17 protein-coding genes are annotated in these 20,135 nt (G+C 63.8%); 11 read left to right on the forward strand and 6 right to left on the reverse strand.

Going from position 1 to position 20,135, the window contains the following annotated elements; genetic code table 11:
• Positions 1 to 7 precede the first annotated feature (7 nt).
• Positions 8 to 1,345 (forward strand): lytic murein transglycosylase, encoded by a 1,338-nt coding sequence (locus ACK4TE_RS09985; RefSeq protein WP_409911359.1) that lies wholly within the window; start codon positions 8 to 10, stop codon positions 1,343 to 1,345.
• A gap of 126 nt (positions 1,346 to 1,471) precedes the next feature.
• On the forward strand, positions 1,472 to 2,005 hold the full coding sequence (locus ACK4TE_RS09990; protein WP_409911360.1) for a DUF1232 domain-containing protein: 534 nt from the start codon (positions 1,472 to 1,474) through the stop codon (positions 2,003 to 2,005).
• A 16-nt stretch (positions 2,006 to 2,021) separates the two neighbouring features.
• Here the strand turns inward: ACK4TE_RS09990 and ACK4TE_RS09995 are convergent, their stop codons facing one another.
• Positions 2,022 to 3,296: an MFS transporter gene (locus ACK4TE_RS09995; RefSeq protein WP_409911361.1), complete on the reverse strand. Its 1,275-nt coding sequence runs from the start codon at positions 3,294 to 3,296 to the stop codon at positions 2,022 to 2,024.
• Between the two features lie 245 nt (positions 3,297 to 3,541).
• Here ACK4TE_RS09995 and ACK4TE_RS10000 point away from each other — a divergent pair, with 245 nt between their 5' ends.
• From ACK4TE_RS10000 to ACK4TE_RS10010, 3 genes are read left to right on the forward strand one after another with little or no spacing between them, the layout of a single operon-like run.
• Complete coding sequence (locus ACK4TE_RS10000) at positions 3,542 to 4,402, forward strand: motility-associated protein (RefSeq protein WP_409911362.1); 861 nt, start codon at positions 3,542 to 3,544, stop codon at positions 4,400 to 4,402.
• 57 nt (positions 4,403 to 4,459) lie between these two features.
• On the forward strand, positions 4,460 to 4,861 hold the full coding sequence (locus ACK4TE_RS10005) for a hypothetical protein (RefSeq protein WP_409911363.1): 402 nt from the start codon (positions 4,460 to 4,462) through the stop codon (positions 4,859 to 4,861).
• Positions 4,862 to 4,919: 58 nt separating this feature from the next.
• The gene (locus tag ACK4TE_RS10010; protein WP_409911364.1) at positions 4,920 to 5,477 is read left to right on the forward strand and encodes a hypothetical protein; all 558 of its coding nucleotides are present in this window, start codon (positions 4,920 to 4,922) and stop codon (positions 5,475 to 5,477) included.
• 90 nt (positions 5,478 to 5,567) lie between these two features.
• On the opposite strand, the gene ACK4TE_RS10015 is transcribed toward ACK4TE_RS10010, so the two are convergent.
• The gene (locus tag ACK4TE_RS10015; RefSeq protein ID WP_409911365.1) at positions 5,568 to 6,287 is read right to left on the reverse strand and encodes a M48 family metallopeptidase; all 720 of its coding nucleotides are present in this window, start codon (positions 6,285 to 6,287) and stop codon (positions 5,568 to 5,570) included.
• 51 nt (positions 6,288 to 6,338) lie between these two features.
• Here ACK4TE_RS10015 and ACK4TE_RS10020 point away from each other — a divergent pair, with 51 nt between their 5' ends.
• Both ACK4TE_RS10020 and ACK4TE_RS10025 read left to right on the forward strand, forming a co-directional pair.
• Complete coding sequence (locus tag ACK4TE_RS10020; protein ID WP_409911366.1) at positions 6,339 to 8,102, forward strand: hypothetical protein; 1,764 nt, start codon at positions 6,339 to 6,341, stop codon at positions 8,100 to 8,102.
• A gap of 90 nt (positions 8,103 to 8,192) precedes the next feature.
• Positions 8,193 to 9,011 carry a YmdB family metallophosphoesterase gene (locus ACK4TE_RS10025; RefSeq protein WP_409911367.1) on the forward strand — a complete coding sequence of 273 codons (819 nt, stop codon included), beginning with the start codon at positions 8,193 to 8,195 and terminating at the stop codon, positions 9,009 to 9,011.
• Positions 9,012 to 9,106: 95 nt separating this feature from the next.
• Here the strand turns inward: ACK4TE_RS10025 and ACK4TE_RS10030 are convergent, their stop codons facing one another.
• Positions 9,107 to 9,820, reverse strand: a complete 714-nt coding sequence (locus ACK4TE_RS10030; protein ID WP_409911368.1) for a hypothetical protein — start codon at positions 9,818 to 9,820, stop codon at positions 9,107 to 9,109.
• A gap of 301 nt (positions 9,821 to 10,121) precedes the next feature.
• The gene (locus tag ACK4TE_RS10035; RefSeq protein WP_409911369.1) at positions 10,122 to 12,041 is read right to left on the reverse strand and encodes a flavin-containing monooxygenase; all 1,920 of its coding nucleotides are present in this window, start codon (positions 12,039 to 12,041) and stop codon (positions 10,122 to 10,124) included.
• Between the two features lie 181 nt (positions 12,042 to 12,222).
• Between ACK4TE_RS10035 and ACK4TE_RS10040 the strand changes: the two genes are divergently transcribed.
• The 3 genes from ACK4TE_RS10040 to ACK4TE_RS10050 all read left to right on the forward strand — a co-directional run bounded on the left by ACK4TE_RS10040 (position 12,223) and on the right by ACK4TE_RS10050 (position 14,199).
• Positions 12,223 to 12,978 (forward strand): YebC/PmpR family DNA-binding transcriptional regulator, encoded by a 756-nt coding sequence (locus ACK4TE_RS10040; protein WP_409911370.1) that lies wholly within the window; start codon positions 12,223 to 12,225, stop codon positions 12,976 to 12,978.
• Positions 12,979 to 13,124: 146 nt separating this feature from the next.
• Complete coding sequence (gene rpiB / locus ACK4TE_RS10045; RefSeq protein WP_409911371.1) at positions 13,125 to 13,562, forward strand: ribose 5-phosphate isomerase B; 438 nt, start codon at positions 13,125 to 13,127, stop codon at positions 13,560 to 13,562.
• A gap of 334 nt (positions 13,563 to 13,896) precedes the next feature.
• Positions 13,897 to 14,199 carry an HNH endonuclease gene (locus ACK4TE_RS10050; protein WP_409911386.1) on the forward strand — a complete coding sequence of 101 codons (303 nt, stop codon included), beginning with the start codon at positions 13,897 to 13,899 and terminating at the stop codon, positions 14,197 to 14,199.
• A gap of 85 nt (positions 14,200 to 14,284) precedes the next feature.
• Here the strand turns inward: ACK4TE_RS10050 and ACK4TE_RS10055 are convergent, their stop codons facing one another.
• Both ACK4TE_RS10055 and ACK4TE_RS10060 read right to left on the reverse strand, forming a co-directional pair.
• A complete protein-coding gene (locus ACK4TE_RS10055; RefSeq protein ID WP_409911372.1) occupies positions 14,285 to 15,454 on the reverse strand; it encodes a CaiB/BaiF CoA transferase family protein in 1,170 nt (389 codons plus the stop codon).
• Positions 15,455 to 15,523: 69 nt separating this feature from the next.
• On the reverse strand, positions 15,524 to 16,960 hold the full coding sequence (locus tag ACK4TE_RS10060) for a protein adenylyltransferase SelO family protein (protein ID WP_409911373.1): 1,437 nt from the start codon (positions 16,958 to 16,960) through the stop codon (positions 15,524 to 15,526).
• 177 nt (positions 16,961 to 17,137) lie between these two features.
• Between ACK4TE_RS10060 and ACK4TE_RS10065 the strand changes: the two genes are divergently transcribed.
• Positions 17,138 to 20,095: a TonB-dependent receptor domain-containing protein gene (locus tag ACK4TE_RS10065; protein ID WP_409911374.1), complete on the forward strand. Its 2,958-nt coding sequence runs from the start codon at positions 17,138 to 17,140 to the stop codon at positions 20,093 to 20,095.
• The last annotated feature ends 40 nt before the right edge of the window (positions 20,096 to 20,135 follow it).

A 20,135-nucleotide genomic window follows, 5' to 3' on the forward strand; every position in this document is an offset into this window, starting at 1 on the left:
GCGTAAAATGTTGCTTGCCGGTTGGAACCGCTCGAAATGGATGGCGACGGCCGCGATCTGCGGTCTTCTGGCCTCCTGCGCCAATGGCCCGCCCTTGCCGCCCTCGCCGAAGCCCGGCCCGGTGGTTACCGCGCCTGTGCCCGAAACCGGCCCGATCCAGTATGCATCCTCCGGCCATGCCGCCATGGATACCTGGCGCAAGGATTTCTCTGCACGCGCCATCGCCGCCGGGCATGACCGGGCGCTGGTGAAATCGATGCTGAAGGATATCCGCCCTTTGCCGCTCTGGCTCGGCACCGAAGTGCAGGCCGCCACCGCGCCCAGCGCGCAGGCCGAGTTTGCTAAGCCGATCTGGGAATACCTGCGCGTGCCGCTTGGCACCACCCGCATCAATACCGGACAAGCCAAGCTCGCCGAGCTTTCCGGCACACTTGCACAGATCGAGGCGCGCTACGGCGTCGACCGTCAGGTGCTGCTCGCCATCTGGGGCATGGAGACGAGCTATGGCGGCTTCATGGGCACCGATGACGCGCCTAACGCGCTGGCCAACATGGCGGTCGAAGGCCGCCGCCAGAAATTCGCGGAAGACGAACTCTACGCCCTGATGACCATTGTCGAGAAGGGCTATGCCAAGCGCGAGGATCTCGGCTCCGGCTGGGCCGGCGCCATGGGCCACACCCAGTTCATGCCCTCCACCTACATCGCCCACGCGGTCGATTTCGACGGCGACGGCAAGCGCGATGTCTGGAAAAGCCAGGCCGACGCGCTCGCCTCGGCTGCCAATTATCTCGCCCGCTCCGGCTATGTGAAGGGCCAGCCCTGGGGCCTCGAAGTCACGCTGCCCGCAGACTTCGACTACAGCCTTGCCGATGGTAGCGAGCGCCGCATGGAAACCTGGGTCGCGGCCGGCCTAAGCCCGATCACCGGCGGCGCGTTCGACACAAATGGCGCCGAGTTCGCAGAGCTCTGGGTGCCCGCCGGCCATCAGGGCCCGAAATACCTGCTGTTCAAGAATTTCAACGTCTTCAAGACCTATAACCGCGCCGATTCCTACGCCTTCGCCGTCGGCCTCTCCGGCGACGCGATCATGGGCAAGCGCGGCCCGCTCACCGCCTGGCCGACGCATCTCACCCCGCTGACCGTGGCCGAGATCAAGGACCTGCAGACAGCGCTCAACGAACGCGGCTTCGATGCCGGCGCCGCCGACGGCATTGCCGGGCGCCGCACCAAGCTCGCCCTCGCCGCCTTCCAGAAAACGCAAGGCCAGATCGCCGACGGCTACCCGACGAAACAGGTGCTGGCGTCGCTCACGTCGCCGCAAGTCTCCGGCGCGGGCACGAACTAGGCCAGAGGCGAAACAGCGTCCCTCTCATCCATCTGCGCCTGAAGTGACTTTCTGGCTTTCAGGGAGATTGACGCGCCGCAGAAAAAGTCTTCAGCGTAGACGCTGAACCTCTGGGAGAAAGTCACCGTGCCAAATACGACGATCCACATTGATTTCGAGCTGACCGGGTCGGACATCGACTTCTTCCGCGAGCGGCTGAAGTCTGCGCAGAAGAAGTTCGGATCCTCAGGCGAGGACAAGATCATCAACGGGGCAGAAGCCCTGATCAAGCGCATCGAAAGCGGGAAGTTCCCGGATTTCATCGCGCCGCGCCTGGCAAGGCTTCGGGAAATGCTCGCCATGCTTAAGGACCGGGACTGGCGCCTTGAAGGCGAAGATCGCCAGCATGTCCTGAATGCCCTGTCCTACTTCGCAGATCCCAAGGACCTCGTGCCGGACTCGATCCCGGGCATTGGCCTCCTGGATGATGCGATCATGATCGACCTCTCGGTGATTGAACTCGCACCGGAACTTGGGGGCTACGCAGAATTCTGTGCCAACCGGGATGAGTTGCAGCGGGGCATGCCCGATGCCGAACCCCTGAGCGTGGCGCGGGATATTCTGCAGAACCGCATGCGCCGCCAACGCCGCCGCAGCGTTCGTCTCGGAGACTGGGGCTGAGGCCCACCGGCCGCCCCTACTCTTCCCCCTCGCGGATTTCCCCAAGCCCGTCCTTCATTCCGAAGCGGGAATACAGGAACATGCCCGCCAGCATCAGCGCGCAGAGGATGAAGGGCAGGTCGCGGCTGACATATTCGTACACGAACAATCCGAACAGCGGCGTCACGATATAGCCCATGCCGTTGGCCGAGATCACGAGGCCCGCGACATTGCCCTGCAGCTGCGGCGGCACGGCCAGCGAGGCGCCGCTGGAAAAGCCCGGCCGCGCGAGGCCCTGTCCCAGCCCGATCAGGAATTGCGACAGGATCAGCGTCGCGTAATTGCTGGCAAAGATCATCATCACCGCGCCCATCAGCAGCGGCAGGCAGCCGACCCACATTAGCGTCTTGTTCTTAAGGTGCAGGCGCGGGATCAGCACCAGCTGCGCCAGTAGCACCGCCACGGCGCCAACCGTGAAGGCCGGGCCGGTATATGCCGCCGCCTCGCGCCCCGACACGTTCAGCGTGTCCATCACCGAGAACACGAATACCTGTGTCAGCACGCCGGTCACCAGCGACAGGCACACGGCATAGATCAGGAAGGGCAGCACGCGCTCGGTGCGCCACAGATCCTTGGCGTCGGCCTCGGCCTGGATACGCACCGCATCGGCCACCGGCGCGCGCGTCTCCGGCAGGTGGAACCAGATCAGGTAAGCCATGATCGCCGCCAGCACGGCGGTGAACAGGGCAGGGGAGAGGATGCCGGCCACCGCCGCCAGCGCCGCGGCAAAGGCCGGGCCGATGACGGTGCCGACGCTGAATCCGGAAGAGAGGAAGGCGATCTCGCTCTGGCGCTCGGCCTTGCTCGTGCGGTCGGCGACATAGGCCTGCGCCGCCGGGTTGGTTGCCGAGCCGATCGCTCCGAACAGGCTGCGCGCCAGCGCCAGGCAGACGAACACTGCCACAAGGTTCGTCAGGATGCCCGCGAGGGCCAGCGAGCCCGTCACCCAGATCAGGAACATCGAGGCCGCATAGCCGAACATGCCGGCCGCCGCGACGCGCCGCCGCCCCCAGATATTCGACCGCTTGCCCCAGAAGGGTGAGCACAGCGACCAGAGCAGCGCCGACAGCGAGAACACCGCCCCCGCCATCCAGTCCGGCATCGCCATTTCGCGCGTCAGCTGCGGCAGCACGGCGGCCAGCAGCATCGTGTTCCCCGCGCCGACCGACATCAGCGCGAAGAACAGCAGGATGAAGGCATTGCGCCTGTCCGGCCTCGGTTGATCGGGTAGGCGTTCAGTCTCACCAGCCATCAGGGTCTCTTCCCGCCAGCCGCAGGAAAAGTCCAGTGTTGCCATTGCGCCATGTGCCCTCGGTTTTGTCATCCCGGCGAAAGCCGGGACCCAGAAATCCGGACAAGGGCAACATCTGTGACCCCTGGGTCCCGGCTTTCGCCAGAATGACAAGGAGAGCGAACGCTACGTCGGCGGGCATGAACCTGAATTTAAGAGGAGCGGGTCAGGATAAGCGGACCTATCGTTTTGGACCGCCCCGCCCCATGCTGCAGATTGCCGGCCTGATCATCGTCCTCCTGCTTGTCGGCGGGGGCCTTGTGCTGACGGCCGGGCCGGCCGCGATGGAGGCCTTGCCTTTCGAACTCGCGCTGATCGGCGGCGCGGCGTTCGGCACGGTGCTGATCGGCAACTCGCCGGATGTCGCCCGCGAGGCCTTCGCCGGGTTTGCCCGCGTCTTTCGCGGCTCGAAATGGCACCGCAGCGATTACGGCGACCTCTTCACCCTCCTCGGCACGCTGATGCGCAAGGCCAAGCGCGGCGGCTTCGTCGCCATCGAGGCCGACATCGAAAGCCCGGAAGAGTCCGAAGCCTTCCGCGCCGCCCCGCGCATCCTCGAAGACACTGCCGCCCGCACCCTCATCTGCGACGCCTTCCGCCTGATGGCGCTCGACCTTGCCGACCCCGCCCGCGCCGACCAGCGCATGGAACAGGCGATCAATGCCCAGCTCGACCGCCGCCTGAAAGCCGTCGGCGCGCTCAACACGCTCGCGGACGCATTGCCCGCGCTCGGCATCGTTGCCGCCGTGCTCGGCATCATCCGCACCATGGGCGCCATTGACCAGGACCCCGCCATCCTTGGCGCGATGATCGGCGCGGCGCTGCTTGGCACCTTCCTCGGCGTCTTCCTCGCCTATGGGCTCGTCGGCCCGATCGCGGCGCGCTATGCGCAGATCGTCGAGGAGGAAGCCGGTTTCCTCGACACGATCCGCGCCGTCATCCGCAGCTTCGGCGAAGGGGTCGCGCCCGCGCTTGCGCTCGAGCTTGCCCGCACCGGCCTGCCGCCCGGCCTGCAGCCGGAGGTGGGCGCCGTCGCCCAGCCGATAAAATTGCACAGAGTCGCTTAAGCCCGCCGAAAAGACGGTCATGCTAAGGTTCCTGCTGCAATGCGGGGAGTAACGCCCATGACCGGCGAGAGGCAGCAAGAAACGGTTAACCGTGCCGGCTGGTTCGGGCCGAACCTGCGCGCCCTGTCCTCGGTATGCGCCGGCGGCATGGTCGTGCTGATCGCGATTTCCGCCCTGTCTCACGACACCGGCGTCTTTGCGACGATGGAAGACCGCAGCCTGCGGCTCATCGCCTTTGCTGCGCTCACGGTCTGGCTGGCGCTCGGCCTCGGCCTTCACCGGCGCGGTGTGGCGGCCATGGTCGTGCTGGGCTTTGCCAGCTTCCTTGAAGTCTTCGTCCACCCGATCCGCGGCGAAGCGGTCGGCACCCTGCCGGCAGCCAATCTCGGCATCGTGCTCGCCTGGTGCAGCCTGCAGGTCTACGCCTGGCGCGTGGAGAAGCGCAGCGCCGAGGTTTGAAGCCTCTGCCGATCCGGTCTAGCCTCTCCGGCGATACATGCTTGCGAGGCCCGGCCCCATGTCCCGCTTTGAAGAACTGATCGCGACGGTCGAGACCTATCAGGCGCTCGTCGAGGAGAATTACAGCCGCATCCGGCGCCTCGCCGAAGAAGTGCGCGGCGGCCTCTGCGATTATATCGGCGCGCCGGACGGCATCTGCGTCCACCTCGTGCCGCCTACCGGCCCGTTCGAGCCGCGCGCTTACGGCGACCTTGCTTTCTCCATCCCGCCGCGCGGTTTCCGCCCGCTCGGGCCGGTCGCCTTCGGTCTCGCCTTCCGGGTGTCGAAACAGGCCGACTGGCTGCGCCTGCGCTTTGAATGCCGCAAGGCCGGTGACGAGTTCATCGTCGGCATCGAGGACGGCGCCGAATACACGTTCCACCTGCCCATGCAGGAGGGCGATTCAGGGCCCTTCTACGCGCATATCTACCAGTACATCCTCGGCTGGTTCCGCGAGAATATCGAAAGCTACCAGGACGGAAGCTATGGCACCCGGTCCATCGGCTTCGATTTCTTTGGTGAACCCAGGCGTGTGCCCGAGGCCGCAATCGCGCCGGGTCCGGACTTCAAACTCTGAACCCTGTTGTCAGAGTGTGAATATCGTACTCTCGTAGAACGCGAGAAAAATATTTTTGCGGCCAGCCCCGCAGAATCGTCTTGACACGGATTATCCGCCGGCGGCCTGGAGCTCTGCTCCGTGGATGCGCAGCCAGGCCCGCTGGCGCTTCCAGTCCGGGCAGCACCGGGCCACATGGGCCCAGAATTTTGCAGAATGGTTCATTTCCCTGAGATGGGCACATTCATGCGCTGCAACATAGTCCAAAACCTCCGGCGGGGCCATGATCAGGCGCCAGGAAAAGGCCAGTTGCCCGTCCGCGGTGCAAGATCCCCAACGCGAGCGAGTGTCCTTGACGCTCATCCCCTCACAGGTGACTTTCAGCGTCGCGCAATGGCGCTCCACAGCCTTCTGGAACTCGGCCTTGGCCTGCTTCTTGAGGAAGCGCACAACCCGGGCCTGGGTCGTGTCCGGATCGCCGGGAACCGAGAGAATATGGGGGTTTCCGGGGTAAAGGCGCGCCACGCGGCCTTCTCCCTCGAGGGTGATCTGGCAATCCTTGCCCCGGTATTTGATGGTCTCGCCATCCTCGAACAGGGTGATCTCGGGCAGGTGCTGCAGACGCGACGAAATCCAGTCCACACGCTCCGCGGCAAAGGCCGCTGCGGCCTCGATCTGGCGCGGCGTCGGCGCCACGGCCACAGCCTCCCGGCGGCGCTCGTCCAGCCGGATGATCAGCCGGCGTGCCTTTGCGTTAACCTCAAGCCGCACCTTCACCCGGCCACCGCCGGGGGCACGCAGAGTCATGGTATGGCCATCATTGAAACGCATATATACAACACCTGTGGGTCGCACGCGGCCGAACCAGTTAAGGAAACAAATATGAAATATCTGCTCACGGGCATGATCGCGCTTACTTTGCTTACGGCATGTGGGCAGAAAGACAACCCGGCTGGCGGCGGTTCTCGCGCGTCAGTTGTATTCGCCGAAGCCGATTTGCCGGATGTCAAGGTCCGAAAAGGAGACGCAGCTACCGCCGGTGCAGCCCTTTCAGCGCTCTCCCTGGCTGAGTCCGGCGCTGGCCGTCTCTCCTTCGATGGCAGCGACGTCAAGGGCGACACGGCGGTGTTCACCAATGTCACCCTGACCATGCCGGAAGACGCCATGCCTGAGCCTTTCGAAGGCCTCAGCGAGGAGGAGCTGCAAGGCATCTTCGCCTACATGGACATGGACGGCGACGGCATTGCCGATGACGGCTCGGAAATGACCATCGAGGACCTGCGCGCCGAGATGAACGCCGTCTACGGTCCCGGCGTCCCATCCGTCCCACCCGTCATCAAGGCGGCGAAGCTCGAATTCGACGGCCTCGGCATGTTTGATGGCCAGGCCAATTTCGGCCGCATGACGCTCACCGACATAACCATCACGCCCGGTGAAGGCTCGGAAGACAACAATACCGGCAAGATCAAATCGGTCGAGCTCATCAACCCGTCGCCGGAAACGGCCGCCTGGGTCGCCAGCCTGTTCGGGCAGGGCGGCGCTGCTGACTTCCCGGAAGGCAAGGCTCTCTCCTTCGACCGCTGGGCCGTCAACGGTGTCAGCTTCAACCTCGATGATGCCAGCGGCACGGGCACGTTCACGCTCGACTCGGTCCACCTCTCCGATCTGAAAGAAGAAAAAGCCGGACTGTTCGGCATCTCGAACCTGAAGTTCGATTTCTCCGAAGCGGCCGGTTCGGACACCAGGCTCTCGCTGGAAGGCTTCGGCGTGCGCGGCATCAATTACGGACTCTTCAGCCAGGCCGTTCAGGCCGGTGCAGGCGCCGCGACCGATCCGGGCGCCCTCGCTTCCGCGATCCAGACAGATCCGGCAAACCCCGGCTATGACGTGCTCAGCCTCAAGGCGCTGAAAGCCGACATCGTCGGTGTCAGCCTCGACATGCCGGGGCTCGACTCCAATGTCAGCCGCGACAATCAGGGCCGCGCCACGAAAATCGTCACCAAACCCTTCAGCCTGACCGTTGCGCCGCGTGACAATGCCGATGGCGAAGAGTTTGCCGGCATGCTGGCCTCGGTCGGCTATGAGAAGCTTTCCTTCTCCGGCGCGGGCGAGTCGCTCTATGATCCGGATGCGGACATTGTCACCCTGCCGAAGGGCAAGAATTTCTGGCAGCTCGAGAACGGCTTCAAGCTCGACTTCTCGGCCAAGTATGAAGGCACCAAGGCGATTGCCGCCGCCTCCGTGCAGCAGGATGCGCTTGCCGCCGATCCGGAAGCGATGCTCGACTCGCTGATGCAGGCGGTTGCCGTGCACCAGGTCGAACTGGCCTATGCCGATGCAGGCTTCTTCAACAAGGCCCTCAACGCCTACGCCACGCAGGCCGGTGAAGATCCGGAAGCTGTGCGCAAGAGCCTGCTCCTGCCGCTCGCCATGCTGCCGATGTTTGCCCCGCAGGCCGGCGTTGATGCAGCGGTGGCCACGGAGTTCGCCACGGCGCTGTCCGGCTTCATCCAGGACCCGAAGAAGCTGACCATCACGCTGGCCCCGAAAACCCCGCTGAAGGCGCAGGCCTTCATGGAAGCAGGCACCGATCCGGCGAAGAAGCTGACGAAGGAATCGCTCGGCTTCTCGGCCAGCAACAAGTAAGGCCCCTGGCCTGACGAAAGGAGAGGGCGCGGCGGCTTTAGGCTTCCGCGCCCTTTTCATGAAGGCCAGACAGGCGCATAGGCTTTTGACATGAAGATTGCCTTTTTCGGAGATGTTGTCGGAAAGCCGGGCCGCGTGGCAGTGCAGCAGCACCTGCCAGGCCTGAAGGCGCGCCTGCGCCTCGACTTCGTGATCGTCAATGGCGAGAACGCTGCCGGGGGCTTCGGCCTCACCAGTCAGATTGCGGAGGAATTCTTCGCCGCCGGTGCCGACTGCCTCACCCTCGGCGACCATGCCTGGGACCAGCGCGAGGCGCTGACCTATATCGAGCGCGAGCCGCGCCTGCTGCGCCCGCTGAACTATCCCGCCCATGCCCGCGCGCCGGGGAAGGGGGCTGAACTCTACACCCTGGCCGATGGCCGCCGTGTCGGTGTCGTCCAGCTGCAGGGCAATGTCTTCATGCGCCAGTCGCTTGCCTGTCCGTTCGAAGCTGCCGACCGCGCGCTCGACCAGATGCCGCTGGGCACGGTGGCCGATGCCGTCATCGTCGACATGCACTGCGAGGCGACGTCCGAGAAAATGGCGATGGGCCATCACTGCGATGGCCGCGCCAGCCTCGTCGTCGGCAGCCATACGCATGTGCCCACCGCCGACACGATGATCCTGACCGGCGGCACGGCTTACCAGACCGATGCCGGCATGTGCGGCGATTACGACTCGGTGATTGGCATGCAGAAGGAAGGCTCGCTCTACCGCTTCCAGTCGCAACTCCCCGGCGAGCGCTACCAGCCCGCTCTCGGCGAAGGCACCCTCTGCGGCACCTATATCGAAACCGACGACCGCACCGGCCTTGCCACCCGCATCGAACCCATCCGCCTCGGCGGCCGCCTCAGTCCGCAGGTGCCCTGAGACAGACCGGGTGCAGAGCCGCAACGCGTCCAGCGCCTTCTCCGAAGGGAGAAGAGATTGAGACGGTTTTGCGGGGGGTTAGGGGGAGGGGAAGCCTAGGACGTATTCCATGCGCCGTCGAAGAGGGCGGCCTGCGCCGCCTGCGCGGTGTAGAGAAGCCGGCTGTGGGTCAGCGCATCAAGCGCATCGGAGCCGGCACCCGGCATCAGGCCCCAGGGACGCAGCGGGACGGTTCGGACATTCCGTGTACGGAGTATATCTGCGCGCCGCCGCGCCATCCAGAGCGCGACGCGCCGGGCCTGCATCTCCGGATCGGCGAGCACGGCCTCGAGCTTGTCGAGGCGGGCGAAGAGGCTCGCGGCGGAGACGAGCGGGTTTACTTCCGGCTCCGGCGGCACGTAGCGCGTCATGCCGGGCATCCAGAAGCCGGGACAGGCGGGCGGTCCGCGGCGGCGCGAAATGGAAAAACTGACAGGGAAGGGTTCGGCGGGGCTGAGGGCGCAGAGCCGGTGTGCAGGCGTCTCGCCCTGTGACGCGGCCCGGTCCTCTGCGGACTGACGGGGCTTCGCCGGGGATGTCCCGGTGCCTGCGCTGGGGAGGGAAATTTCGATCCGCGCCGCCATAATGACGACCAGACGGCGGATGAGGCTTTCGGCCGGGCGCAGGATGCGGCGGATTTCGAGGACGAGGATTTTCGGCAGGGTTTCAGCGCCGGCGCCTGCCAGCGCGCGGGCCCAGCCCACGAGCCGGGCGGCGGCCGGCCAGTTGGCGGCGAGGATGCCTTCGAGATGAGCGCGGGTGAAAATCATGCACCCGAGGATAAGCAGCGTGCGGAACCAGCCGGATTGGGGCGGCGGTATTCTTTCAGAGCGCGTTGTCTTATCGGGAAATTTTATCTGCGGAACCGGGCGGGCGTGTTGCATTGAGGATCGCGAGTGCAACACTTTGGGGGCCTCCTCTCCGCCGACCCCTGCGAAGGCAGGGGTCCAGAGCCACGGGCGCGGCGCTGATCTCTCTGGATACCTGCCTTCGCAGGTATCTGCGGCAGACGGAAAACCCAGAACCAATGCCCCGGCCGCGAATCCCCGCGCCCGGGCTATCGTGCTGCGCTCACCTGAAGCCGTAATCTGCCGGGTTCGGCGTGCGTGTCATGGTCCAGTAGTCGATCAGCCGGTAAGGCCAGTTCTGGGCGACGCGGCCATGCTTGTTGCGATACCAGGTATTGGCTGTGGCATAGCCCCAGGGCATCTCGGCATTGGCCGCATCGATCGCGGTGTTGAAAGCATCGAACACGTCTGGCTTTACCTCAAGCGTCTTCGCCTTCTGGTCCTGCAGCATCTTCACGCAGCCGACAATGTAATGCGCCTCGCATTCGGAGAAGAAGATGATCGAGCCATTGACGACAATGTTCGTGTTCGGACCATACATGATGAAGAAGTTCGGAAAGCCCGGCAGGGTCAGGCCGAGATAGGCGCGCGCATCACCGCCCCATGTGTCGTGGAGTGACTTGCCGCCGATGCCGCGAACCTCCATCGGCACAAGGAAATCCGATGCCTTGAAGCCCGTGCCATAGATCAGCACGTCGAAGTCGAGCTGGCGGCCATCCTTCATGCGGATACCGCCGGCATTGATCGCTTCGATCGGGCTGGTGTCCATCGTCACATTGTCGCGCTTCAGCGTCTCGGCCCAGATGCCATTGTCGCGGATCGAGCGTTTGCCGGAGATGTGGAAGTTGGGTGTCAGCGCCGCGGTCAGATCCGGCCGGCCTTCCGTCTGTTCACGGATATATTGCTCGATGCCTTCGCGCAGCTTCGCGGCTTCGGCGTTCGGCGCATAGTCAAGCCGGTTGTAGGACGGATCCTTGACGAGATAGGCGAGGGGGCCATCCGCCATCGCGATGAACAGGAAGAAGCGGTACCAGACCTGATAGAAGGGCACATCTGCCAAGAGGATATGTTTCCCGTCGCTGATGCGCTCGTGATAGTCCGGCGTCGGGGCGAGCCAGCCGGCGGTGCGCTGGAAGACGGAGGTGTGCGCAGTCCTGGGCGCAATCTCCGGAATGAACTGGATGGCTGAGCAGCCCGTGCCGATCACGCCGACGCGTTTGCCATTGAGGTCGACCGAGTGGTCCCACCGCGCCGAATGGAAGGCCGGGCCTTTGAACGAGCCCAGGCCGGGAATATCCGGCAGCTTGGGCTGGTTGAGCTGGCCCACGGCGCTGACGACCGCGTTGGAGGTGAGGCGCTCTTCCTTGCCGTCCTTTGTCCGGGTGCGGACAGTCCATGTGGCGGTGTCCTCATTCCAGTCCATGCCGAGCACTTCGGTGTTGAAGCGGATATGTTTGTAGAGGTCATGCTTCTTCGCGACGCCCCGGAAATAGGCGAGCAACTGGTCCTGCGTCGAGAAATGCTGCGGCCAGGCATGGTCGGCTTCGAAGGAATAGGAATAGAGATGGTTCGGATTGTCCACCCGGCAGCCGGGATAGGTATTGTCATACCAGGTCCCGCCGACTTCCGGGTTCTTCTCCAGAATCTCGAACGGCACGCCCGCCTCCTTCAGCGCGATGCCGGTGCAGAGGCCGGACATGCCCGCGCCGATGATCAGCACCTTGAAGGCGGCGGCCTGTTTGCGGTCGATCTCGATGCCCTTGCCGGGGCGCAGCTTGTCGCGGCCATCGAGGGCGAGCTCATGCATGGCGAAGTCGGCATACTCGTCCGGGATGGGCTGCGTTGCGCAATAATCCATCATCCGCTTGATCGTCGCCCGGTCCGGCTTGGCGACGATCTTGCCGGTCTTCCAGTAATCGAGCATCGCCTTGAAAACCGCCTCGCGCAGCTCGGCCTTCGCCTCTTCCGAAAGCCCGCCATTCGGGTCGCCGCCAATCGCCTCATAGACCGGCTGGTAGCGCGCCGAGAGGAAAGACGTGTCGCCCGTCAGATGCACCAGCACGAGGGCGAGGGTCGGGTGATGCGCATGCTCGAGGGCGGCCCGAAGCTGCGCCTCGTCATGTCCGGAATGGGTGTCGGCCATGCTGAATTCCTCCCGATAGGCGTGATCTTCTGTTTGACCGGATCGTCTCACCGCCGCGCGCCCTGTCAAGCGCTTGCGCCGGGGCAGGGGGCGCAGGGTGAACCCGGAGCTTCCCATTTGCCGGGCTGCGGGTTAGGAGAGCCGCCGCACCGGAAACCGAACGAGAACAAGAGGGTCCCCCATGGCCGGCCATAGCAAATGGGCGAATATCCAGCACCGCAAGGGCAAGCAGGACAAGAAGCGCGCGGTCCTGTTCGCGCGCCTCGCGAAAGAGATCACGGTCGCCTCCAAGATGGGCGGGCCGGACCCGGCGATGAACCCGCGCCTGCGCCTCGCCATCACCAACGCCAAGGGCGTCTCGGTGCCGAAGGACAATATCCAGCGCGCCATCGACAAGGGCCAGAGCGCCGGCGGCGCCGACTATGCCGACATCCGCTATGAAGGCGTCGGCCCCGGCGGCGTCGGCATCATCATCGAGGCCTCCACCGACAACAAGAACCGCACCGCCACCGATGTCCGCTCCGCCTTCACCAAGAGCGGCGGCGCCCTCGGCACCACCGGCTCGGTCTCGTTCAATTTCGACCAACTCGGCGAGATCGAATATCCGGTCAGCGTCGGCACGCCGGACGAAGTGATGGAAGCGGCGATCATGGCCGGCGCGCAGGATGTGGTGTCGGACGAGGAAGGTCACTGGATCTATACGGCGCGCGAAGATTTCGCCGCCGTCACCACCGCGCTCGCCGAAGCCTTCGGCAGCAAGGTCGAGCCGAGATCGGCGAAGATCATGTGGAAGCCGAAGGTCAATGTTGCCGTCTCCGGCGACAATGCCGACGCGCTGATGAAGCTGCTCGATGTGCTCGACGAGCTGGATGACGTGCAGAACGTCTATGACAATTCGGAACTCTCGGAAGAAGAAATGGCAAGGCTCGCCGGCTGAACCACACTGGCTACACCCACCAACTCATCCTGAGCGAAGTCGATGGTTGGGCCACACCGCGCGCGGGCCCCGTTTGGCCCATCCTTCGACTTCGCTCAGGATGAGCTTTGTTCTGCTTTGCGGGCCAACGACGAAGAGGATCTTTCATGCGCATCGCCATCGCCTCCGACCATGCCGCCGTGGCCCTCAAGACGGCCCTCGCCGACTGGCTGCGCGGGCAGGGGCATGAGGTCGATGATCTGGGTACGGACGGTGACGCCAGCGTCGACTATCCGGATTTCGGCTACAAGCTCGCCGCCCATGTCGCCGCCGGAAAGGCGGCGCGCGGCATCGCCCTCTGCGGCACAGGCATCGGCATTTCCATCGCCGTCAACCGCAACCCGGCCGTGCGCTGCGCCCTCGTCTCGGAGCCGCTCTCGGCCGCGCTCTCGCGCGAGCACAACGACGCCAACATCCTCGCCATGGGCGCCCGCGTCATCGGCATCGAGATGGCCAAAGCCTGCCTCACCGCTTTCCTGACGACGCCCTTCGGCGGCGAGCGCCATGCCAAGCGCGTAGCCAAGCTCGGCATCGCACAGGCCTGAAGGAGGTGCGATGATGCGGACCAGGCAGTGCTTCTTGGAGCCCCCACCTGAAGTATGGACCGCCGCTGAGCATCTGTTGGAAGCAGTTCGTATGCACCACGCTGGAGATTGGGACGGAGCGGTGCGTAATTTTCGGCAGGCAAACTCCCAGGCAATTGGTAGTTGGTTCAATTCAGTTGTTGGTGCGCACAGAGATGAAATTCATGGACCGCGACCAATACAATTGGAACCTCCCAGGTTGCCACTAAACGAACGTAGCCGTCCACGGATGCTGAACGTTGTTGGCAAAAGGCAGCTCTTAGATCGAGATGGTTTCCATTGCCGGTTCTGTGGGATGCCGGTGATCCTAAAGGATACTATCAAAAGTATCGCGAAGGCTTATCCTGCCGACGCGCCTTGGTCCGGCAAAGCAGCTGAGCAACACTGCTTTTTTAAGGCTGCGAATCTTCAATTCGACCACATTCTTCCGCACTCGCGCGGCGGTGAAACCAATCTGAGCAACATGGTTGTCACGTGTGCCGTATGCAATTACGGGCGCAGCTCCAATACACTGGAGGAATCGTTCCTGCTCGATCCCAGACAAATTCCTGTCAGGCGCTCTCACTGGGACGGCCTTCAAAACTTTGTAAGACGTTGATTTCGGAAGCGAACTACTGGGCTGTTACGATCATTCGCAAACTTTCCCTCGCAGGTGCCCAGCTTCAGGACCGCGCAAAGTTGCCTCAAGCCCCCAAGCCCAAGCTCTCGAGGATCGTCTCATTGTCCGCACCCGGACGGGGCGGGGGCAGGTGCAGGCTCGCCGGCGTGTCCGCGAAATGGACCGGGTGTTTCATGGTGCGGTAGCGGCCCGCCTCCGGGTGTTCGGCCTCGGCGAAGAAGCCGGTGGCGACGAGGTGCGCGTCAGTCAACACTTCCGGCAGCGTGTTGTAGCGCATCGCGGGGATGTTCGCCTTGTCGAGCAGCTCCAGCCATTCCTCCGTCGATCGCGTGGCCGTCACATCCTCGATCAGGGCATAGAGCGCGCCGGTATTCTCGGTGCGGGCGGCATAGGTCGAGAAGCGCGGGTCCTTGAAGACTTCCGGCAGGCCGCCTATCTCGAAGAATTTCTCCCATTGCTGGTCCGAGTACGGAACAAGTCCGATAAAGCCGTCCAGCGTCGGGTAGGGGCGCCGGTTCGGATTGACCGAGCGCGTATAGGCGAGCTTGCCGTTGCCGGGCATGAAAGTTTCGCCGTACAGGTTCTCCACCATGTTGAAGAAGGTGAAGCATTCCAGCATCGGCACCTGCACGAACTGGCCCTTGCCGGTCGTCGCCTTGTGGAACATCGCGGCCAGTGTCGCATAGGTTGCGAACAGGCCGGCGGTCTTGTCGGCGACGAGGGACGGCGCGTATTCCGGCCGCCCGCCGGAGCGGATGGCGTTGAGGTCGGCAAAGCCGGAGGCGCCCTGGATCAGGTCGTCATAGGCCTGGCGCTTTTCGTAGGGCCCGCCCTGACCGAAGCCGGCGCAGTGGACATAGACGATGTCCTCTTTCAGCGCTTTCACCTGCTCATAGCCGAATCCGAGCCGTTCCATGCCGGCGAGGCGGACATTGTGGAAGAAGACGTCCGCGGTCTTCAGCAGTTCCGTCAGCGCCGCCTTGCCTTTGGGCGTCTTGGCGTCGAGCGTCATCGACTTCTTGTTGCGGTTCAGCGCCATGTAGATCGGGCCGAGATCGCCGGTCGGTGAGGCGCCGGCATAGCGCATCGTGTCGCCCTTTCCGGGGGGCTCGATCTTGATCACCTCGGCGCCGAGATCAGCCAGGATCAGCGTCGCGAAGGGGCCGAGCACGACGGTGCTCATGTCGACGATGCGAAGGCCGGAAAGCGGGCCGGAACGGGGTGTTTCAGTCATGCGCAGGTCCTTCGGGCGTGAGGCGGGTATTGCCCGTCGAGGTCCGGGTAGATCAAGGCCGCCGTCGGGTCAAAGTGCCAGCGCGAGGCGGGCTTCCTCGACATGGTCCGTCTTGACCTTGAGCGCCGACCAGTCATCCGCCTCGGCAATCGGCGCCCAGAGCGCTTCGACCTCCTCGATCAGCAGGCTGACGGGTGCGGCGCGCTGGAAATAGGGGAGGGTGAGACGTTCGGGCCTGACGGGCACGCGGGCGTAGAGGGCCTCCCGTACGGGCCGGAATTCCGATGCGGCATAGAGTGCGGCTTGCGGCGAAGCGGCGGCGCGCGCCGCGCTCGCTTCGCCGCCGAGCCAGTCGAAGAAGGTTTGCGGCCAGGAGGCGCCGGTGTCGGTCATCCAGCCATAGAAGAGTTGCAGGAAGCCGATATCCGCATCCGCATCGCCCCGCGGCGCAAGGCCGAGCAGGGCGTGCGTGTGGGCGATGAAGCTTTCGCGGTAGGCGGCTTCATAGGGCTGCAATGCCTTCGCAAGATCGTCCGCTTCGGCGAGCAGCAGCATGGCCGAGGCGAGCTGCTGAAGGGCCCAGTCGCCCTGAACGGGCTGCCGGCCGAAGCGGTAGAGGCCCTGGCTGTCGAAATAGGCGGCCGTGAAGTTCGGGTCGGAGGCCGGCAGGAAGCGCCAGGGGCCGAAGTCGAAGGTCTCGCCGGTGAGATTGAAATTGTCGGTGTTCATCACGCTGTGCACGAAACCGGCGGCCATCCACTGGCCGATCATCTTGCCCGTGGAAACAGCCATCCGCTCGAGAAGGGCAGGCACCTGCCGGCCCATCTCGGCATCGGTGGCTTCGGGGAAGAATTCGGCGACGCAGTAGTGCACTAGCTCTGCCATGCTCTCGCGGTCCTCGAACCAGGCGCAGCGCTGGAAAGTGCCGAAGCGGATGTGGCTGTGCGACAGGCGCACGAGGACGGAGGAGCGGGTGGGTGAGGGCTCGTCGCCGCGTTCCAGCGCTTCGCCGGTCTCGATCAGGCTGAAGGCCTTGGATGTGTTGACGCCGAGCGCTTCGAGATAGCTGGCGGCCAGGATCTCGCGCACGCCGCCCTTGAGCGTCAGCCGGCCATCGCCGCGGCGCGACCAGGGCGTCTGGCCGGAGCCCTTGGTGCCGAGATCGAGCAGGCGGCCGCTTGTGTCCCGCAGCTGAGCAAAGAGAAAGCCGCGCCCGTCACCGAGGTCCGGATTGTAGGTGCCGAACTGGTGGCCGTGATAGCGCATCGCCAGGGGCTGTGGGAGGTTTCCGGGCAAGGGTTCGAACCGGCCGAAATGGCGAATCCAGTCTTCTGGAGTAAGCGCGCCGAGCCCGACCGCTTCGGCCCAGCGCTGGTTGCGCCAGCGCAACACTGTTTGCGGAAACGAAGTTGCCGCGACGGCATCTGCAAAGCGATCCGCAAGCTTCAGGAAGGGAGGCGAGACAGTTCCGTTTTTGGATGCATCAGTATTTTCAGTGGAGTTCAACAGAAAATCCAATCTGGCATAATCGATGCCAATTCAATTCGTTCCGATTTCATATGCAGCGGCGCAGCATAAGACCCCTCTTTGCGGGCCAAACGCCGCTCATAGAGTGGTTTTTGGTCAAAGACATGACAAGCGGCAAAAGCTTGCGCTCGGCCACCATTATTCGGGAGGAAACGAATGAAAACTTTCAAGGGAATGCTTCTTTGCGCCTCGGCAGTTGCGCTGGGCGGAACAATGGCCGCACAGGCACAGGAAGACGGCGAGCGGAAACTGGAACGGGTAACGGTCACCGGCTCGTTTATCCAGGGCACGCCGGAAGACGCCGCGCTGCCGGTGGACGTGATCACCGCGAATGACCTCCGACTGCAGGGCAACCCCTCTGCGTTGGACATGATCAAGGCCCTGCCCATCTCTCACGGCGTCCTGGGCGACACCAACCAGTTCGACGGCCGCGCGCAGGGCTCTGAGGGCTCCGGCACGGTCAACCTTCGCGGCCTTGGCGCTTCGCGGACCCTTGTGCTGCTCGATGGCAAACGCCTCGCGCCCAACCCGTTTGCCTTCGCCGGCAACGGCTCAGTCGACACCAACATCCTGCCGATGGCAGCTGTCGGCCGGATCGAGATCCTGAAAGACGGCGCGGCTGCAACCTACGGCTCTGACGCGGTTGCGGGCGTCGTGAACTTCATCACCCGGACAGATTTCGAAGGGTTTGAAGTCGGCGGCGACTACAAGTTCGTAGACGGTTCGGATGGCGATTACACGCTGAAAGCCGTCGGCGGCATCACCACCGATTTCGGCAACTTCATGCTGGCCGCAGGCTATCAGCACCGCTCCGAACTCGCTTCGACCGAACGGGATTGGGCTCTGCGTGACTTCCTCGGCAACCCGCAGGGCGGGTGGTCACTGGTCGGCAACCCGGGCGCCTTCCTGCCGGTAAGTGCCGGGCTCGCGCCTACCGGAGCGGTTCGCCGCGACCCGGCATGCGGAACCCTCGCCGGCGTGCCGCTTCTTTCGGGGGCCACACCGGTTTGCGGCTTCCAGTTCACGCCGTTCGACAACATCGTTGAAGAAGAAAAGCGCTATCAAATTCTCGGCAAGGCCGACTTCGAACTCAGCGACAAACATAACCTTTCGCTGCAAGCGTTCTATGCTTCGACCGAAGTGCCGAAAATCGCCTTCTCGCCTTCCTTCCCGCCGGTTGGCGGAGCAAGCGCGCCGACCAGTGATGCCACCGGCATCCCGGATGCCGCGCCCGCAGCCTTCGGCCGCTTCTTCGTGCCGGTGACGAACCCTGGCCTCGCATTGCTTGGGGCACAGAACCCTGGACTGGTTCCGGCCGGTACGGCCGGCGTATTCCTTATCGCGACGCGCCCGCTAGGGTATGCGGGTAACGCGCTGGCCGGCGGCCGCGGTTCCGAGCGCTCGATGCGGGAGTATGAGCATTATCGCCTGTCAGCAGAGCTGAAAGGCGAACTGACGGAGTCGATCAACTACACGGCCTCGTTCACAACCGGCTCGCAAGTCGGCCGGCGGACCAACGAGGATACGGTCATGAACCGGTATGCCCTGGCCCTGCGCGGCCTCGGGGGCACGAACTGTAACGTTGCGGCCAACACGCCGGGTCTCAACGGCTGCCTCTGGTTCAACCCGTTCTCGACGGGCATTCCTGCAAACATTGTGACCGGGCAGACGAATCCGAACTTCAGCTCTGCGGTGGCGAACTCGAATGAAGTTCTCGACTTCATCCTCGAAGACACATTCACCGAACAGGAAATGAAACTGACCGTGATCGAGGGCATCCTTGACGGGCAGCTCCCGATCGCACTCGGCGGCGGGAATGTCGGCTGGGCCTTTGGTGGTCAGTACCGTGAGGAAGAGTTTGACCGTCAGTACAATGACATTGCCAACCTGAACGTGACACCGTGCATCGCGACGGTCACGACGGGTACGACAACCTGTGCCCAGCCGGTTGGCGCCCTCGGCTTCCTTGCCGGTTCACGTCCGCTCAATGCGACGCGGGACGTGACCGCCCTCTTCGGAGAGCTCAGCTTGCCGTTTACGGACAACTTCAACGCGCAGCTCGCTGCGCGCTATGAAGACTATGGCAGCGGCGTCGGTTCGACCTTCGATCCGAAACTGTCGCTGCGCTGGCAGGTGGCTGATCCGTTCGCGCTGCGTGCGTCGGTCGGCACCACTTTCCGCGGTCCGGCACTGACGCAAACGGCGACCGGTTCAGTGACCTCACTACAGAACGTTGGCGGCACGTTCCGCGCGGTCGATATTGCGGGTAATCCAGGCCTCGCACCGGAATCGGCGCTGACCTACAATATTGGCGCCATCTTCAAGCCGGGGAACCTTAACTTCATCATCGACTATTGGAACTTTGACTTCGACGATTCCGTCATTGTCGAGCCGGTGGCCAACATGGTCGCGGCCATGTTCCCGGGTGGCTCGTCCGTGAACTGCGGAAATCCGGCCTTTGCCGCCCTTGAAGCCCGCTTCACGTTCACCGGACCATGCTCGGTCGGCAACGTGTCACGTCTGTCTACCCAGTACATCAACGGCCCGAACGTCAAAACTTCCGGTATTGACGTTCAGACCGACTATACGTTCGAGGACGTTCTTCGTGACGGTCTTGACCTGAAGCTCGGTTTCAGCGGCAGCCATGTTCTGGAATATGAAGTCGGCGAAGTTTCCGTTGCGGGCATCACCGTCGGCGCGCCGTTCTCGGCAGTCGGCTTCCTGAACTTCCAGACCGTGGCGACCCCGCTTCCGGAGCTCAAGTTCGAAGCCTATGCAAACGCATCGACCGAGAACCTGAATGCCCGCCTGACGGCGCGCTATATCGGCGAGTATGAAGACCAGCGCACGGCCCTGTTCACGGCGCCCAACCCGAACTGGCCGACGCCGGGCATCGTTCTGCCGCAGGGCCAGACGATCAAGTCGTTCGTCAGCTATGACGCGACCGTGGTCTGGCAGCTGCCGGCGGAGACGACGGTGTCGTTCTCGGTCGACAACATCCTCGACACGAAGCCGCCCTTTGCCCGCCTCGAGCTGAACTATGATCCGTTCACCGGCGACGCCATTGGCCGGACCTTCAAGATCGGCATCACCAAGCGCTTCGGCGCCCAGTGATCCGTTGACGGATGAAATAATGCGGACGGCCCCTGAAACG

Source organism: Hyphomonas sp. (assembly GCF_046313975.1).
In the GTDB taxonomy this organism is placed as follows: domain Bacteria; phylum Pseudomonadota; class Alphaproteobacteria; order Caulobacterales; family Hyphomonadaceae; genus Hyphomonas.